Annotated in this window: 11 protein-coding genes; 5 read left to right on the top strand and 6 right to left on the bottom strand. The window is 61.9% G+C overall.

Annotated elements, in window-relative coordinates; genetic code table 11:
- Positions 1-140 precede the first annotated feature (140 nt).
- A complete protein-coding gene (locus HS122_01730; protein MBE7537119.1) occupies positions 141-2777 on the top strand; it encodes a glycoside hydrolase in 2637 nt (878 codons plus the stop codon).
- A gap of 70 nt (positions 2778-2847) precedes the next feature.
- Positions 2848-5055 (top strand): alpha-galactosidase, encoded by a 2208-nt coding sequence (locus HS122_01725; protein MBE7537118.1) that lies wholly within the window; start codon positions 2848-2850, stop codon positions 5053-5055.
- A gap of 39 nt (positions 5056-5094) precedes the next feature.
- Here the strand turns inward: HS122_01725 and HS122_01720 are convergent, their stop codons facing one another.
- The 4 genes from HS122_01720 to HS122_01705 are packed head-to-tail and all read right to left on the bottom strand — an operon-like array spanning position 5095 to position 9624.
- Positions 5095-7107, bottom strand: coding sequence for an ATP-dependent helicase (locus tag HS122_01720; GenBank protein MBE7537117.1), 2013 nt, complete (start codon positions 7105-7107; stop codon positions 5095-5097).
- Between the two features lie 20 nt (positions 7108-7127).
- Entirely contained in the window at positions 7128-8237 is a 1110-nt protein-coding gene (proB, locus tag HS122_01715; protein ID MBE7537116.1) for a glutamate 5-kinase, read from the bottom strand.
- Positions 8238-8285: 48 nt separating this feature from the next.
- Positions 8286-8831: a ribosome recycling factor gene (gene frr / locus HS122_01710; protein ID MBE7537115.1), complete on the bottom strand. Its 546-nt coding sequence runs from the start codon at positions 8829-8831 to the stop codon at positions 8286-8288.
- A gap of 55 nt (positions 8832-8886) precedes the next feature.
- Positions 8887-9624 carry a UMP kinase gene (locus HS122_01705; GenBank protein ID MBE7537114.1) on the bottom strand — a complete coding sequence of 246 codons (738 nt, stop codon included), beginning with the start codon at positions 9622-9624 and terminating at the stop codon, positions 8887-8889.
- Positions 9625-9967: 343 nt separating this feature from the next.
- Here HS122_01705 and nadD point away from each other — a divergent pair, with 343 nt between their 5' ends.
- Positions 9968-10546 (top strand): nicotinate (nicotinamide) nucleotide adenylyltransferase, encoded by a 579-nt coding sequence (gene nadD / locus HS122_01700; protein MBE7537113.1) that lies wholly within the window; start codon positions 9968-9970, stop codon positions 10544-10546.
- Positions 10547-10548: 2 nt separating this feature from the next.
- Positions 10549-11115: a ribosome silencing factor gene (gene rsfS, locus HS122_01695; protein MBE7537112.1), complete on the top strand. Its 567-nt coding sequence runs from the start codon at positions 10549-10551 to the stop codon at positions 11113-11115.
- Positions 11116-11152: 37 nt separating this feature from the next.
- Here the strand turns inward: rsfS and HS122_01690 are convergent, their stop codons facing one another.
- Both HS122_01690 and HS122_01685 read right to left on the bottom strand, forming a co-directional pair.
- Positions 11153-12673, bottom strand: coding sequence for a sulfatase-like hydrolase/transferase (locus HS122_01690; GenBank protein ID MBE7537111.1), 1521 nt, complete (start codon positions 12671-12673; stop codon positions 11153-11155).
- An 84-nt stretch (positions 12674-12757) separates the two neighbouring features.
- Positions 12758-13552: a YdcF family protein gene (locus HS122_01685; protein ID MBE7537110.1), complete on the bottom strand. Its 795-nt coding sequence runs from the start codon at positions 13550-13552 to the stop codon at positions 12758-12760.
- 71 nt (positions 13553-13623) lie between these two features.
- Here HS122_01685 and hrpB point away from each other — a divergent pair, with 71 nt between their 5' ends.
- Complete coding sequence (gene hrpB, locus HS122_01680) at positions 13624-16200, top strand: ATP-dependent helicase HrpB (GenBank protein MBE7537109.1); 2577 nt, start codon at positions 13624-13626, stop codon at positions 16198-16200.
- Positions 16201-16247: the final 47 nt, after the last annotated feature.

The following is a 16247-nucleotide window of genomic DNA, read 5'->3' as shown; positions in this document are numbered from 1 at the left end:
GCCCCCCGTGATTCCGGGGATTTCCGTTTGCGTTGCGGTGGCGTAGGATTGTGGCGATGACCCCGACGCATGAGGTGAAGTCCTTGTACGAGCCCCAATCTTCTCCAGGATTCTCAGGCTGCCAGCTGCCTGCCGCTGCCATGAAATTCCCCCTGATCGCGCTCCTGCTGCTGCTCGTCTCCACGGGATTTCCCGAACCGGTTCGCATTTTTCTCGGTGAGGACGACCACACGGACTTCATGTGGACCGCTGATGCCCAGACGTACGAGCGCGTGTTTGTCGAGATGCTCGACCATCATCTCGCGCTTGCCGCGCAGACTGCGGGAAATGAGCCGCCGTTTCGCCACCGCTTCAATTGCGATGGCAACCATTGGTTGTGGAGCTATGAGCGAAGCCGGCCGGCCGCTGACTTCGAACACCTGATGGCCCGCGTTAAGGACGGCACGATCAGCGCGCCTCTCAACGCATTGGTTTCCTGCTATGGGGGCCAGCCGACCGAGGCGGTGCTGCGGGGCATGTATTATTCCGGGCGACTCGAGCGTCGCTTCGGATTGCGATTCAAGCTCGCGGTCGCGATGGAGAATCAGACGTTTCCCCTCGGCCTGGCTTCGCTCTGGGCGGGGGCTGGCGCGGACTACAGCTGGCGCGGCGTATGCGGGTGCGCGAGCCGGATGAGGAACCGGGAGCTGGCGCACCGCGAGCACGAGATCTACTGGAGCGCGGGAATCGACGGTCAGCGGGTGCTGATGAAATGGCACTCGTTCGCCCTTCCGGGAGGCAGCAAGCGCAGTGGCGGCTACGCGGAGGCGTTCGATCCGGTGAAGGCCGTGGAGTTTCTCGACAAGGATCCTGATTTTCTGAAGCGATACCGCGCTCCGGGGGCGGCTGAGCCCTATCGCGTGAGGGCTGCGTTCGGGTTTGGCTGGGATGCCCTCGATCGAAAAACCGGGGAGCCCTATGCGCCGAATCCGAAGCAGTACCCCTTTGTCGATCATTTCCACCGCATCGCGAAGGCCATGTCGAATGCTGAGCGACAGGTCATTGTCTCGAACGAGGAGGATTTTTTCAGGGACTTTGAGTCGCGCTACGGCGGGTTGCTTCCAACCGAATCCGTCACCCATGGAAACGAATGGGACCTCTACAGTGCGTCGCTCGCGGAAACCTCGGCCCAGGTGCGCCGTGCGGTCGAAGGCCTTCGCACCGCGGAGGCGATGGCGACGCTTGTGAGCCTGCAGCGTCCGGACTTTCTGAACGGCCGTGAGGCAGCGCGCGACCAGGCCTTTCAGAATCTCGGCCTTTTCTGGGAGCACGACTGGACGGCGGATGGACCCGTGACTCGGGAGGCTCGCGCGGATTGGCAGCGGAAACTCGCCGCCGACATCGCCGGCTACGTCGACGGCCTGGCTGCCGATTCGACCGCGGCGCTGGCGGAATTGATCGCCGCGCCGGCAGGCGTCCAGCGGTTCTTTGTCTTCAATCCGCTGGGGTGGGCGAGGACGGACATCGCGGACCTTCCGTATGACGGAACGCCTGACGTGGAGGTGGTCGAAGTCGCTTCCGGCGAAAGTGTGCTTCATCAATATGTCGAAAGCGCGGGAAGCAGGAAGCTTCGCATTCTCGCCCGCGATCTGCCGGCCGTCGGCTACAAGGTCTTTGAAGTGCGGCCGGCCAGCCCGGGTCGCGCGGATCGTGATTCGGCGGCAACGCTTGAGGGACGAGTATTCGAGAACTCCCGGGTCAAGCTTGTCCTCGACGCCGATGGCGCGATCTCCAGCCTGATCGACAAGCGCGAGCCTGCGGTTGAGCTTGCCGCCAGCATCGACGGATTGAAGGTCAATGACCTTGCGGCAAATCAATCCGGCGGACACGGCCTGGTGGTTGAGAACGCGGGGCCGGTTTCAGTCACTGTGCGACTGGCGAGCGATGCTGCGCGCAACCATGTCACCCGTGTGACGCTCATCCGGGACTCCGATCGCATCGCGATTGCCAATGAGATCACGGAAAACTTCGGTGATGTGCGCCACTGGTCGTTCAGCTTCAATCTTGCATCGCCGGATGTTCGCACGGAGGAGCTTGGTGCGGTGATCCGACTCAGGAAGAAGTCCGAGGGAGGCGACTATGCGGACCGCAATGCGCGCTGCGACTACGCCACGCTGAATCACTTTGCCGACATGACGGATGGCGACAACAGGCGCGGAGTCACGCTGTCGAACTGGGACTGTGCGTTCATGAAACCAGGCAGGAGCACGCCCGATGCGCTGGATGTGAAGACCGCGCAACTCAATGTGCTGGCGGGCGGGCAGGTCGATGGAGACCAGCTTGGCATACGCAATCAAGGTGGTGAGACGCATTTTCTTCAACGCTTTGCGCTGCGTCCGCATCAAGCCTACGATGGCGTCGCTGCCATGCGCTTTGCGCTCGAGCATCAGAATCCCCTGATCGCCGGACGTGTCAAAGGATCGCCGGCGGCTCCCATGCCCGAAACCGCCTTTTCGCTCGTTTCGGTCAGCGATTCCCGAGTGCTTCTCTGGGCTATCAAGCCGGCGGAAGAGGGCATCAGTCGTGGAATGGTCGCTCGGTTCTGGAATCTGGCCGACGTGCCCGTGACGAGCACCTTTGATTTTGGAAGGAATCTCGTTTCGATGAACCGCACGACCCATCTGGAAACCGATCTTGACTCTGTTTCCCTGGAGGCGGGGAAAGCACCGTCAGCACCGTTTGCGCGCCAGCAGCTTCAGACCTTCCGTGTCCAATTGCGCCCGGGAAGTTTGCGCTGAAAGTGTTCACCCGCAACTGCCTGCGCCCGCATCCTCAACCCAGCGATCGATCCCACATCACATGCACACCATGACTTATTCCCGAATCACAGCTGCGTTCACTCTTCTCCAATTGATGTTGTGGATCGCGTGCCCGGCTCCAGCCGATGCGGCGGCAGGCCGGGCCGCGGGTTCCGCCCCGCCGGCTTTTGCCTCGTGGGATGAAAATCGGCTGGTTCTCGACAATGGTGTGGTGAGGCGCGTGGTGACGTTGAAGCCGGACGGCATTTCGTGCGCTCAACTGACGCTTGCGGGATTTCCCGGGAGCTCGATGGTGGCGCGGGACAAGGGCGCGGAGTTTCGTTTCGATCTGAAGGGGGGCGGGACCTTCAGCGGTGCGTCGAGGTGGGAGCGTCCGCGGTGCGAGGCTGCGAGCGACACGCATGGAGGCCGTGGCGCAGCGATTGTTCTCGAGGCGCCGGGAAGCCTGCGCGTGAAGGTGGTCTACCTGCTTTATCCCGACCTTCCGGTTGTACGAAAGCAACTGGTCATCGAGAACACGGGATCCGCCGATGTGGCGGTTGAGAATGTGGATGTGGAGCGCCTGCAGCTCGTCGATGACGATGTGCACTGCCAGGTGTACGTGGACTATGCCCGTCGCGCTCATTTGGGCCCGTATCTCGGCGACTGGCATGATGCGCTGACAATGCTGCTGTTCTCGACCGGGAAGTTCGATGCGCGGGCCGCGACGTGGGGACTGGCGGTGGGAAACGAGGCGTCCGGCGTGCTCAAGCGGGTTTCGGCCTTTCTCGGCGACAAGAACGAACTCGCGGTGGGTGTGAGGCGCGCCGATGAACCCTATGCGTTTCGCCGGTGGCTCCGTCCAGGCGAGCGGTGGGCAAGCGAGCGCACTTTCATCGTTCCGTATGCCAACGAGTTTCCGACGGCGGTTCTCAACGGGCCAGTCAACGATTTCGTGCGACGCCACCTCGGACTCCGTCTGGCGGAGCTCTCACGAAAGCCCACGTTTGTCTACAACACCTGGCAGCCGTTCATGGTTGATATCGATGAACGCCTGGTCATGGACCTTGCGAAACAAGCGTCCGAGATGGGTTTCGAGGAGTTTGTGATCGATGACGGCTGGCAGGCGAATCGCACGGACAAGCCCGGGCCGCGCCCGATTGGCGACTGGCTGGTGGACCGGAAGCGTTTTCCCCGCGGGCTCAAACCGGTGTTCGACTACGTCAAGAGCCTTGGCATGAAACCCGGCCTGTGGCTGAGCCTTGGCGCGGTTTCGACGGACTCGGCGGTGTATGCCGAGCATCCGGAATGGCTGGCGCGCGGGCCGGACCAGAAGCCGATCTATCTGCACAACACTTCGTCGAAGACGCGGGTTACCGCCTGTCTGGCGACGGGGTGGACCGAGCATTTCAAGCAGATGCTGCTCGGACTCGTGCGCGACAATGGACTGGAGTACATCAAGCTCGATCTCGCGGTGATCGCCAGCGCGTATGTCAACGATCCCTGGATCTCCGGATGTTGTGCAACCGATCATCCGGGCCATCGCGATCATGCGGAATCGCATGGTGCGATCTATGCCGCCCTGTGGCGCATGTTCGACGAACTGCACGCCGCCGTACCGCAGCTTTTCATCGACTGCACATATGAGGCGATCGGAAAGCTGAACCTGGTCGACTACGCGCTCTGCGAGCATGCCGAGGGCGACTGGCTCAGCAACTTCGACAATCCGGCCGTACTCGACAACTGGCGTGTGCGCCAGATGGCCTGGTGGCGCTCACCCGCGATGCCTGCGACGGCGCTCGTGATTGGAAACCAGCGCCTGGACGATCCGAACTGGGAGCTGTCGTTCAAATCGCTGGTCGGCGCTTTTCCCATATTTCTTGGCGATCTGCGCGCGGTTCCACCGGAGCGCAAGCAACGCGTCCGCCAATGGGCCGACTGGCTCAAGCGGATGCAGGCGAAATACGACTACGCGATGTACCGCAGCGACCTTCCGGGATTTGGCGAACCCGCGGCCGGCGCATGGGATGGATTCTCGCGCATCAATACGGATACGCGGGCTGGAGGCCTTGTCGGTGTGTTCCGCGACAACGCGCTCGAGAATTCACGCCGCGTGTTTGTTCCCGGACTTGAGCAGGACAATGTGTATGTGATCAGCGTCGCGCCAGAGGGCAGGGTCCTGCACGAGATGACTGGCCGGCAGCTTGCGGAGACAGGCTTCGAGGTGAAGCTGGAGAGCCCGCAGGATGGAACGATATTCGGGATTGAACGAAGGTGAGTCCTGGCTGAGCTCCGGGGAACAAAGCGCTGCGGGGCGTCACCAGCCGCGTTGCCGATTCAGGTGGAGCGGCTCGTACAGGTTGCTCGAAAGTTCCTGAAGGAAGCGGCTGGGTGAGTTCATCATGCCGCCCGGTCCACCGCGCAGATTCACTCTTGGGAAGCAGAGGTAGAGCTCGTCACGGGCTCGGGTGACGGCGACGGAGAAGAGGCGGCGTTCCTCCTCGACGTCGCCGGCTTCGATGCTTCTGCGTCCGGGGAACACTCCATCCGCGAGGCCGATGACAAAGACCACCGCGTATTCGAGTCCCTTGGCCTGGTGCACGGTTGTCAGTCTCACGGCATCGGCATCGGGGTCGGCATGGCGGTCGCTCGCTTCGCCGTTGAGAAGCACGATCTGGGCGAGCAGTTCGTCCATTTCGTCGTAGCGCTGGGCGAAGCCCACCAGGGCGGTCAATTCGTCGCGTCGATCGAGGTAGTCGGCGAACGCGCCCTTGAGGTAGTCGCCGTACCAGCCTTCGATGGCCTTCTCGATCGCGACGGCCGGCCGGGCGGTTTCCATGGCCTCCGACACCTGGGCGAGCGAGGCGCAGAAGTGGCCCCATTCGGCGCGTGCGTCCTTCGGGACCTTTGACTTCACGTCATCGGTGGCGAGCGCATCGAGGAAATCCTGCTGAAGCAGTCGGGCGTGCTCGAGTGCGGCCGCATAGATTTTTTGCGCGCCCTTCTCGCCGACCTTCGGGAGCAGGACGGCGATGCGCGCCCATGCGGACTCATTGCGTGGATTGAAGACGAACTGGATGAGGGCGACGAGGTCGCGGACGTGCTGGCGCTCGAAAAATTTCACTCCGCTGGTGATGAGGTAGGGAATGCCCGCGCGGGACAGGGCGAGCTGGGTTTCGAGCGCGACAAAATGGGAGCGGTACAGGATGGCGACGTCCTGCAGGGCGACGCCCTCGTCCTCAACCAGCGCGCGCAGCCGCTTCACGATGAAGTCGGCCTGCTCGCGCTCGTCCATGGCCTGGACGAGAAACGGCTTGTGCGAATGCTTGCGCGCGGCCTTGAGCTCCTTGTCGAAGTGCCGGCCGATCGGCTGGGCCAGCAGCACGCCGTTGGCCAGATGGAGGATTTCGGGAGTCGACCGGTAGTTGACCTCGATGCGGTGGATCACGGTTCCCGCGTGGCGGTCGGGGAACGTCATGATGTTCTCGAAGTTTGCGCCGCGCCAGGAGTAGATGCACTGGGCGTCATCGCCGACGGCCATCAGCCGGTGGTGCGAGGCGATGCGATCGACGATCTGCGACTGCAGCGTGTTGGTGTCCTGGTATTCGTCGACCAGCACGTGCCGGAACCGCTGGGAAAAATAGTCGGCTACCGAAGGGTCCTTCGTGAGCAGGTCGAGCCACAATTCGAGAAGGTCGTCGTAGTCGCACACGTTCTGCTCCCGCTTGCGGCGCTGATAGGCGGCGGCGAACGCGGGCAGGGCGATGGCGATATCCTTGTACTGGGGAAACTGCCGGTCCACGGTGTCGGCCAGCGTGCGCTGTGTGTTGCGCGCGAGAGAAAGCACGCTGAAGAGCGGACCCGGGCGCGGATTGGTCTTGTCCTTGAAGAACTGCGAGTCCGTCTCCTCAACCACCCGCTTGAGCATGGATTCGGATTCGTCGGCGTCGAGTATCGTGAAGGCTTTCGGGAGACTGATCGATTCGCCGAACATGCGCAGGGCGCGATGGCCGAGCGAATGGAAGGTGCCGCCCCAGAACTGGCGCGGCTCGATGCCGGTGAGATCCTGGACGCGATGCAGCATCTCCTTCGCGGCCTTGTTGGTGAATGTGAGCAGGAGAATCTCGCCGGGACGCACGCCCTGAGACAACAGGTACGCGACGCGGAAGGTGAGCGTGCGCGTTTTCCCCGAACCGGCTCCGGCGAGCACCAGCAGGGGGCCGGGGGGCGCGGTGACGGCCGCGAACTGTTCGTCGTTGAGAAGCCCCCGGAAATCGATGGCGGGAAGGGCTTCGCCGGGATTGGCGGGGAGAAGGTTGTCGCCGTGCATGCGCCGCGTGTGTTTCTCTCCTACAGGAGGACCAGGTCGTTGCGGTGGACGACCTCGTGGCGCTTGCGGTCGGGGAAAAGCGCGCGCATGTCCTCGCCGTGCTTCTCCGCGAGGCGGGGAATGTCGTCGCTTCCAAAGGACGTCCTGCCGCGCGCGAAGATGGTGCCGTCCGGTGCGGCGATATTCACGATGTCGCCCGCTTGAAACCGACCCTCGGCGCCTGTGACGCCGACGGCGAGCAGGCTGCGGCCCTGGTCGCGCAGCACGGGCACGGCGCATGCATTGACGGCGATTGATCCCTCGGGGCGCTGAAAGTAGGCGAGCCAGCGTTTCCGAGCTTCCAAGGGAAGTCCGCTTGGGACAAAAAAGGTGCCGGGTCCGCCACCGGACAGCAGCCTGTTCAATATGTCCGGTTCGGCGCCGCTTGCGATGAAGACGCCGCAGCCGGCCTGTGCCGCGAGGCGGGCGGCGGAGATCTTGCTGATCATTCCGCCCGTTGCGGTTTCACTTTGCGTGCCGCCGGCCATGGCTTCGATTTCGGGGGTGATGCGTTCGACCACGGGTACGATCCGCCCCGTGCCCTTCATGTCGATGAGACCGGGCGCGGTCGAAAGAATGGCGAGATGGCTGGCTTGCATCAACGAAGCGACCATCGCCGACAGGGTGTCGTTGTCGCCGAACTTGATTTCGGCCGCGCTCACGGTGTCGTTCTCATTGATGACGGGAATGGTTCCGTAGTCGATCAGCTGCCGGAGGCATTCCTTGACTCCCAGGTAGCGCGTGCGGCTGCGAAGGTCCTCGTGGGTGAGAAGCACCTGGGCGACGGTGAGATTCTGCTGGGAGAATGCTTTCTGCCAGGTCTGCATGAGCAGGGACTGTCCGATTGCCGCGCAGGCCTGCTTTTTGGAGACATCCTTTGGTTTTTTTTGAAGCCCGAGTGCACCCATGCCGAGTCCGACTGCTCCTGAGGAGACGACGATCACCTCGGTGCCGCGCTGTCTCAGGCCGGCGATTTCGCGGGCGATGCCATCGACAATTGCTGTGTTGAGCTGCCCGATGCCGTGGGTCAGGACACCGGTTCCCAGTTTGACGACAATGCGGCGCGGGCGCCCGGCGATGGGTGTGGACATGGAGAGACCAGGCGATGCGTTCCGTGTGATGGCGGAGACGCGCTGATATCAGACGGTTGTCAGCTCCTTTTCCTTGCTGACAAGATGCTGGTTGATGTCGGCGATCGCCTTGTCGGTCGCGTTCTGAATGTCTTTCTCCAGGCGCTTGCTTTCGTCCTCGGGAAGCCTGGCCTTCTTCGTGGATTCGATGGCGTCGCGGCGGATGTTGCGCACATGGACGCGACCCTCCTCGGCGAGTCGGTTGGCGACCTTGACGAACTCCTGGCGCCGTTCCCGGCTCATCTCGGGCAGAGGAATGCGGACGATGCCGCCATCCATCGTAGGGTTGAAGCCCAGGTTGGCGGTTTGAATGCCCTTGATCACTGCCTGCGCGAGGCCCTTGTCCCACGGCTGAATGACGATCGTGCGGGGATCGGGCGTGCTGATGGCGGCGCATTCCTTGAGTCGCATTGTCGATCCGTAAGCCTCGACCATGACGGACTCCACCATTCCCGGGCTGGCCTTGCCGGTGTGAATGGTGCTGAATTCATGCAGCGTATGCTCGATGGCCTTCTTCATGCGGCCCTGCGTTTCGGAAAGTATCGGATGAGACATGGTTGGACGGGAGAATGATGACAAACGGTCGGGACTGCAAACGCGTCGTGTGGGGTCAACTGCGCACGAGGGTCCCGATTTTTTCACCGAGGACTGCCCTGCGAATGGCGTGTTTTTCGTTCAGGTCGAACACGAGAATGGGCACGTTGTTGTCGAGGCAGAGCGAAAAGGCGGTCGAATCCATGACGTTGAGGCGCTGCCGGAGTGCATCGACGAAAGTGATTTCGTCGAATTTGACGGCGTTGGGATGTTTCTTCGGATCCTTGTCGTAGATTCCGTCCACCTTGGTGGCCTTCATGATGATCTCGGCGTGCATTTCTGATGCCCGCAAGGCGGCGGTGGTGTCGGTGGAGAAATAGGGGTTGCCTGTGCCTGCGGCGAAGATGACGACGCGACCCTTTTCCAGGTGCCGGATCGCTCGGCGAAGGATGAAGGGCTCCGCGACCTGATTCATTGGAATGGCGCTTTGCACGCGAGTGGTGACACCCATTTTTTCGAGGCAGTCCATCAGCGCCAGGGAGTTGATGACGGTCGCGAGCATGCCCATGTAATCGCCGGTTGTACGATCAACGCCGCGCTTTTCTCCGGCGAGCCCGCGGAAGATGTTTCCGCCGCCAATGACGACACAAATTTGCACGCCGAGCTGGTGAATGTCCTTTATCTGTTCGCAGATGCGTTCCAGCACGCTGGCGTCAATGGGATCCACCGACTTGCCCCGTAGAACCTCCCCCGAGAGTTTGAGCACGATGCGTTTGTATTTAACGGAAGGTGAAGCCGTCGGAATTTCACTCATTCCCCTAGAGAACGGTTGAGGCAATTTTCCGTCAATGCCTGAGATGGAGATATGCGGGGAGGTCAACGGTCGGAGGACGAAAGTCAGAGGTCGGAAGCGGCAAGTGGGAGACGGTGAATTCTGGCATTCACCTTTCGACGTCACGCGACGCCCGATCCCAGGTCACGACGGAACGTGCCCCTTCAAATGAAAGCGTCATAGGTGCGGACTATGTCAGCGCATGGCAACGCCATGCGTTTTCATGAGAGTGGCAGTTCTTTGCGATTTCTTACATCGGACCTCAGAGATCTGGCAAAAACGTGGCCTTGCCCGCGTTGAATGCCTCGGCCACGGTCGGACTCGCGTGAAAATCGGGTTTCTTGGCGGCAGCTTCGATCCAGTCCATTTTGGCCATCTTATTGCAGCTCAGGATGTGTATGAGCAGCATCGGATGGACCGGCTGTTTCTGGTTCCGGCGGCACAGGCACCACTGAAGCCGCAGGAAACTCAGTCTTCAGCGGAGGATCGCCTGTCCATGCTCAGGGCGGCGATTGAATGGGATCATCGATTCGAAATATCTGATTTCGAACTGAAAAAGGGGGGGACTAGTTACACCATCGATTCAGTCCGGCATTACCGGGAGCAGTTTCCGAAAGATGATCTCTATTGGATCATTGGGGGAGATCAGCTCCCCAAGATGCATCTTTGGAAGGACATCGAAATCCTGGCCACCTTGATCAAGTTCATCTTCCTTGAGCGCCCGGGCCATCCTGCAAAAGTCGCGCCAGCCATTCCAGGCCTTCGATTGATCCGGTGTGACGGACACCTGGTTGAGATCAGTTCAACCGAATTGCGTCAACGGGCTCGAAACGGCCTGTCCCTGGATTATTTTATTCCCCACAAGGCCATTGTGCACATTCGTCAGAAGCAGTTGTATCGATGAATATGTCTTCCGATTCTTCCTCCGAAATCAGCCTGGTGCGGGAAATCATCCGTGTCCTCGATGAGAAGAAGGCTGTCGACCTGCGCGTTCTGCGGGTGTCCGAACAATCGACGATAACGGACTTTCTTGTGCTGGCGACCGGGACCTCCGAGCCGCATCTGCGTGCGTTGAGAATCGAACTGGAGAAGGTCCTCGATTCCCGCAAAGCGCGTATTGCCGGAATGGATACGGGTGAACCGGGCAGTGGGTGGACGGTGGTTGATGCCTACCAGGTGATGATTCATCTGTTCACGCGGGAGAAGCGGGACGAGTACCGGCTGGAAAACCTGTGGAAGGATGCGGAGGAGCTGTCGCTCAGCCGGTTGTTGAACCCGGATGCGGAATCCGCGAAGCCGGCAAGGGCAGGAGCGAAGCCAAGGACGAAAAAGAAGACGACGTCGATCAAGTCTACCAGACGCCCAGCCGCAATGAAGCCGCCGAAAGCGGCGAAGTCGGCCGCAGGGACGAAGGCGAAGAAGAAAGCCGTCCCGACAAAGCCGATGTCCCGAAAAACGGGGCGTCAGAGATAGCGTACTCGCGACCTGTTCGACCTGCGCACCGGCGTGTCTATGTCCGCGAGGTGCCGGCCCTGCGGATGGCCTCCAGGCGATCGCGGAGTTTGCTCACGATTTCGGGGTGCTTGTCGGCGAGGTTGTGGGTCTCACCTGGATCGACCGAGAGATCGTAGAGTTGCGGCTTGGGGAGATTGCCCAGTTCGATGTTTGTGTTCAAGCTCATCGCGGGTCCCTTGCCGGGCGAGATGTACTTCCAGTTTCCTTCTCTTAGGGAAAGCACGCCGGCATGTTCGACCAGTTCAGAGCGCCCCGCCTTGGATTCACCCAGTAGGGCGCGCAGTTCGTTCTGGCTGTCGGGAACATCGCCCTTGGCGAGAGGCTGGCCGACCAGGGCTGCAAACGATGCGGCGAAATCGACCTGGCTGACAATGGCGTCGGACACGGCTGGCTTAACGCGCGCAGGCCAGCGCACGAGCATCGGCACGCGGGTCCCGGCTTCAAATATGCTGTATTTGCCTCCGCGCCAGGGACCGCTCGGGCGGTGGCTGCCCAAAAGCTCGACGGCTTGTTCCTTGTAGCCGTCGTCCACCACGGGTCCGTTGTCGCTTGTGAAAATCAGGAGAGTGTTGTCGGAAAGCTTCAAACGTTCGAGCGTCTTGAGAATTTCGCCGACGGTCCAGTCGAGCTGCAGGATCACATCGCCGCGAGGTCCCATGGGGCTCTTGCCCGCGAATTTTGCGTTTGGCGGACGCGGGACGTGGATGTCGTGGGTCGCCAGGTAGAGAAAGAAAGGCTGGTCCCTGTGCTTTGTGATGAAGTCGGTGCTCTTCTCCACAAATGTCTTTGCAAGGTCTTCATCAACCCAGCGCGCGGAGTGTCCGCCCGACATGTATCCAATGCGGCTGATGCCATTCACGATGGTCTGGTCGTGCCCGTGACTTGGATGTACGCGGAGAAGTTCGGGGTTTGACTTGCCCGTTGGCTCATGGCCGATGGGACCGGCGAAACTGACCTCGATCGGATCCTTGGGATCGAGTCCGACGACACGATGGTTTTCGACGAAAACGCAGGGCACGCGATCGGCGGTCGCCGGCATAAGGAAACAGTAGTCGAAACCGATTTCGAGCGGACCGGGTTTCAGCTCACCATTCCAGTCCGGCTTTCCCTCGCCAAGCCCCAGGTGCCATTTGCCAACTGCTGCGGTCGCATAGCCCGCGGCCTTGAGGAGACCCGGCAGGGTGGTGCGTCCCGGTTTGATCAAGGCCGTCGCATCGCCTGGAGCAATTCCGGTGTTTGGGTAGCGCCAGGCATACTCTCCGGTGAGGAGCGAGAAGCGCGAGGGTGTGCAGGTGGCTGACGTGGCATGGGCGTCCGTGAAGCGAATTCCCTCCCGGGCCACGCGATCGATATTGGGGGTCTTCACGCGCGTGGCGCCGTAACACGATATGTCTCCATAACCGAGGTCATCCGCGAGGATGACAATGATGTTTGGATGGGATGTGCCGGCGGCCGTCAGTTGCAGAACGGGAAGCAGGATCGTGGCGAGCAGGGCGGAACGGAGCAGGGATTTCATAAAATTCCAGAGGCGTTGGATCGAATCATCGAATCTGAAAATTCAGCCGGACCACGCTGACAGGCAAGTGTCTATTCGCAGGGCTCACAGCCTGCCACGGATCTTCGCCCAAAGGAGTCCAAGGTATTCGTAGACCGCCTTCTGGGTACGTTCGAGTCCCGTGAGATCGCAGCCGAGATAGTCCCATGCGTTGAATTCGGAATTGATGCGCACGGCGAAGTCGGTCGGACACGGAACGACCTTGAGTCCGGCGCGTCTGAACAAAGCAACGGCTCGCGGCATGTGCCAGGCGGAAGTGACCAGAGCGATGCGTGCGCCGTGGTCGAGACCCTGGGCGAATGCACGCGCTTCGCCTTGCGTGTCGTAGCCGGACTCGATCCGTCGAATCCGGTGCTCAGATACCCCCAGTTGCACCGCCACTTCGGCGAGCAGGCTGGCGTGCGTCGCGCCACGCCTGGATACGCCGGGTCCGCTTGTCCACAGTTGTGCGTGGGGAAGCGCCCGGGCGAGGCGGCAGCCCTCGACGATGCGTGAGAGCGCCGACGAACTGAGCCGGCTGCTGGCGGGCAGGGATGCCGTGTCAGAGTGGCCACCGCCGAGAACGACAATGGCGGTGCAGGCCGCAAGGGAGGCCGGAATGGTGCCTTCTGCGCTGAGTGTCGGCTGCGCGGGAAACTGTGCTTCGAGCGGGCGAAGCAGCAGAATCCCAACGCCCTTGTTCGCTGCGAGTGTCAGTCCCGCGATGCCGAGAAGGAGAAGCCATCTTCCGATGGATCGCTTTGCCGCTCCGCGAGTTTTCCACCACCCGGTCCAGAGGAGGAGCAGGACGAGGGAGAGCGGCATGAGGAGTGAGGCGATGAGCTTTTTGAGGAGAAACATGGGACAGCGGTGACCGGCGGCAGAATCCCCCGCTTGCCACAACGAGTCGATCCGCTTCGCTGTGCACCTTCATGTCCGCGCGCGATCTCCCGGTTTATGAACTCGAGTCCTCCCTGGTGGCGGCGCTTCGGACCAATGGGCGGCTGATCGTGCAGGCGCCGACCGGATCGGGAAAATCCACGCAGATTCCGCAGATGCTCCTCAGGCACGGCTTTGCGGGAGAGCGCGGCGAGATCGTCGTGCTTCAGCCGCGGCGCCTGGCCACGCGCATGCTCGCGGCGCGCGTAGCGCGCGAGCTGGGCGATTCCCTGGGCGGTGTCGTGGGATATCAGATACGCCTGGATGCTCGCACCAGCGCGCGCACGAGGATCCGGTTTGTGACCGAAGGCGTGCTGCTGCGGCAGATGTCGTTCGACTCCGGCCTGCGTGGAGTCGATGTCATCGTGTTCGACGAGTTTCACGAGAGGCATCTCCACGGCGACATTTCACTGGCGCGCGCACTGCAGATCCAGAGGGACGCACGCCCCGACCTGAAGCTCATCGTCATGTCGGCGACGCTCGACGCCGGCATGCTTCGCGCGCACCTCGCCCCCTGCGAGGTGCTTTCCTCGGAGGGAAGAAGTTTCCCGGTTTCGATCGAGTACCTGGAGCGGTCGGTCAATTTCGACCAGCATCCGGTCTGGGAGGTGGCGCGGGAGCAGTGTGAGCGCATCGCGGACAGGACGCCGGGGGACCTGCTTGTGTTCATGCCCGGGGCATACGAGATCAACCGCACGATCCAGGCGCTAGGCGGCTCGCGCCTGCTGCGTGATTTCATCGCTGTTCCGCTTCATGGGGAGTTGTCGGCGGAGGCTCAGGACCGCGCCGTCGCGCCGTCGCAGACCCGGAAGATCATCGTCTCCACCAATGTCGCGGAGACCTCGCTGACCATCGAGGGTGTCACGGCGGTGGTCGACAGCGGACTCGCGCGCATGGCGCGGTTTGATGCGAATCGAGGGATCAACACGCTGCTGATAGAGAAGATTTCGGCGGCAAGCGCGGACCAGCGTGCGGGGCGCGCGGGGCGCCTGGCGCCCGGATTGTGCGTGCGACTCTGGACCGAGCGGGAGCATGCGCTGCGGCCGCGGCAGGAGCTGCCGGAGGTCAAGCGGCTGGATCTTGCGGAGGTGGTGCTGGCATTGAAGGCCGGCGGCGTGGATGATGTGGCGAATTTTCCCTGGCTTGAGAAACCGGACGCGAAGGCGCTGGCGAGAGCAGAGAGCCTTCTGGCGGACCTTGGGGCGCTGATGCCGTGTGAGGACGGGAACGACGGAGGTTCAGCATCGCGCGCTGGCATTTCCGAGATCGGAAGAAAGATGCTGCGCTTTCCCGCTCATCCCCGCTACGCGCGCATGCTGCTTGAGGCGGACCGGCGCGGTTGCGTGCGATCGGTGGCGCTCATGGCGGCTCTGACGCAGGGGCGGAACTTTCTTCTGCGTGGAGTCGCGAGGGAAGTGGAGGAGGCAAGGGAGGATGCGCTGGGCGAGGAGGCTGAGAGCGATTTCTTTTTGTTGATGCGCGCCTGGCGGCACGCCGAGAGCGCGGGATTCAGCGTGGATGCCTGCCGGCGCATCGGCATTCATGCGCAGGCTGCACGACAGGTGGGTCCGCACTTTGAGCAGTTTCTGGAAATCGCGTCCAGGGAAGGGCTGGATACTGCGGAGCATGGCCTCGATGGAGTCGCCGTGCGCAAGTGCGTGCTGGCTGGATTTTCGGATCAGGTCGCGAGGCGCCTGGATGCCGGCACGCTGCGCTGCGAACTCGTGCACGCCCGCAGGGGCGTGCTGGCGAGGGAGAGCGCGGTGCAGAAGGCACCACTGCTGGTTGCCGCGGATGTGAGCGAGATCGAGGGCCGCGGGGGCGAGGTGAATGTGCTGCTGTCGCTCGCCACTGCCGTGGAGGAGTCCTGGCTTGCAGAGGTCTTTCCCGGAGACCTCCGGGAGACGAAGGGTGTTGTCTACGACTCCCAGATGAAGCGTGTAGTCGCGCGGAGGGAGAAGCGGTTTCGCGATCTTGTATTGGAAGCAAAGTCGAGCACTGACGACGCACCGTTGACCGAGGCGGCCGTGCTGCTCGCCCGCGAGGTTGTTGAGGGACGCATCAAGATCGAGGCGTGGGATGATTCAGTCGAGCAGTGGATCACGCGCGTGAACCGCCTGGCCGGATGGTTTCCGGAACTTGAGGTCAACCCGATACGCCCGGAGGACCGGGTAACACTGATCGAGCAGATCTGCCATGGAGAGCGCGGGGCCCGAGCCGTGAAGGAGAAACCCGTCATGCCCGTGCTGCGGGAATGGCTCACGGCTGAACAGCTTGCAGTCCTCGATCTCTACCTGCCGGAGCGGCTGGTGATGGCCAATGGGCGGAAGTCGCGCCTGACGTACCCGCCGGAGGGACCGCCTGTATTGAGTGCACGAATACAGGAGCTCTATGGAGTTGATGGCGCCTTCACGGTTGGCAATGGGCGGATTCCCGTGAAGATCGAGGTGCTGGCTCCGAACCACCGGCCGATCCAGATCACGGATGACCTCACTCGTTTCTGGAGGGAGATGTATCCCCAGGTGAAGGCGGAGCTCTCGCGCCGGTATCCACGCCACGAGTGGCGCTGACCCCGCGCGCTGACCGTCCGGCTATTGCTAGTGTAAATTATTGATGA

Source organism: Opitutaceae bacterium (assembly GCA_015075305.1).
Lineage (GTDB): Bacteria > Verrucomicrobiota > Verrucomicrobiia > Opitutales > Opitutaceae > UBA6669.
This window is presented reverse-complemented; position numbering and strand designations above follow the sequence as displayed.

What these genes read in the sequence shown, in the direction of transcription:
- frr (MBE7537115.1), bottom strand. Translation starts at nt 8,831, where the DNA reads ATGTCTCATCCGATACTTTCCGAAACGCAGGGCCGCATGAAGAAGGCC.
- HS122_01720 (MBE7537117.1), bottom strand. Translation starts at nt 7,107, where the DNA reads ATGCACGGCGACAACCTTCTCCCCGCCAATCCCGGCGAAGCCCTTCCC.
- hrpB (MBE7537109.1), top strand. Translation starts at nt 13,624, where the DNA reads ATGTCCGCGCGCGATCTCCCGGTTTATGAACTCGAGTCCTCCCTGGTG.
- HS122_01690 (MBE7537111.1), bottom strand. Translation starts at nt 12,673, where the DNA reads ATGAAATCCCTGCTCCGTTCCGCCCTGCTCGCCACGATCCTGCTTCCC.
- HS122_01725 (MBE7537118.1), top strand. Translation starts at nt 2,848, where the DNA reads ATGACTTATTCCCGAATCACAGCTGCGTTCACTCTTCTCCAATTGATG.
- rsfS (MBE7537112.1), top strand. Translation starts at nt 10,549, where the DNA reads ATGTCTTCCGATTCTTCCTCCGAAATCAGCCTGGTGCGGGAAATCATC.
- HS122_01705 (MBE7537114.1), bottom strand. Translation starts at nt 9,624, where the DNA reads ATGAGTGAAATTCCGACGGCTTCACCTTCCGTTAAATACAAACGCATC.
- proB (MBE7537116.1), bottom strand. Translation starts at nt 8,237, where the DNA reads ATGTCCACACCCATCGCCGGGCGCCCGCGCCGCATTGTCGTCAAACTG.
- HS122_01730 (MBE7537119.1), top strand. Translation starts at nt 141, where the DNA reads ATGAAATTCCCCCTGATCGCGCTCCTGCTGCTGCTCGTCTCCACGGGA.
- HS122_01685 (MBE7537110.1), bottom strand. Translation starts at nt 13,552, where the DNA reads ATGTTTCTCCTCAAAAAGCTCATCGCCTCACTCCTCATGCCGCTCTCC.